The 517-nt window shown below is 38.1% G+C and carries 1 protein-coding gene; it reads right to left on the bottom strand.

Annotated features, from left to right (window positions below):
• The coding region (locus D8849_RS10410; RefSeq protein WP_185756257.1) for a MucBP domain-containing protein at positions 1-517 on the bottom strand (517 nt) is incomplete at both ends.

The following is a 517-nucleotide window of genomic DNA, read 5'->3' on the forward strand; positions in this document are numbered from 1 at the left end:
TTTGCCTTTTTCATCTACATATTTAACTACCAAGTTTGCTTTGTTTGCTACGTAGTTAATTACTGTATCTTGACTTGGATCTGTTGGGATGTTTGGTACTACATATCCTTTTGATGGATCTTTCGGATCAACTGGTTTAAGTGGGTTGCCATCTTTATCTTCTGGAGTGAATCCTGGAACGTATGGTAACACTTCTGTTGGTTGTCCTGGTTTTGTTGGATCTTGTGGATCGTTTGGATACTTGATTGGGTTAGTTGGTTGACCTGGAATGTTTGGAATCCATGATCCGATTGGTTTGTACACGTATGTTACTGTTGAACCGTCTTTTCCAATCTTACCTTTTGCTTCTCCTTCAACACGAACAAGTAGGTGTCCTGGAACAACTTTTCCAGTTGTTGTATACTCATCTCCTACTTTTCCTTCTGTTGTTTCTGAAGGGATTAAGTCTTTGCCTTTTTCATCTACATATTTAACTACCAAGTTTGCTTTGTTTGCTACGTAGTTAATTACTGTATCT

Origin of the sequence: Streptococcus mitis (genome assembly GCF_003942765.1) — a bacterium.
In the GTDB taxonomy this organism is placed as follows: Bacteria; Bacillota; Bacilli; order Lactobacillales; family Streptococcaceae; genus Streptococcus; species Streptococcus mitis_BE.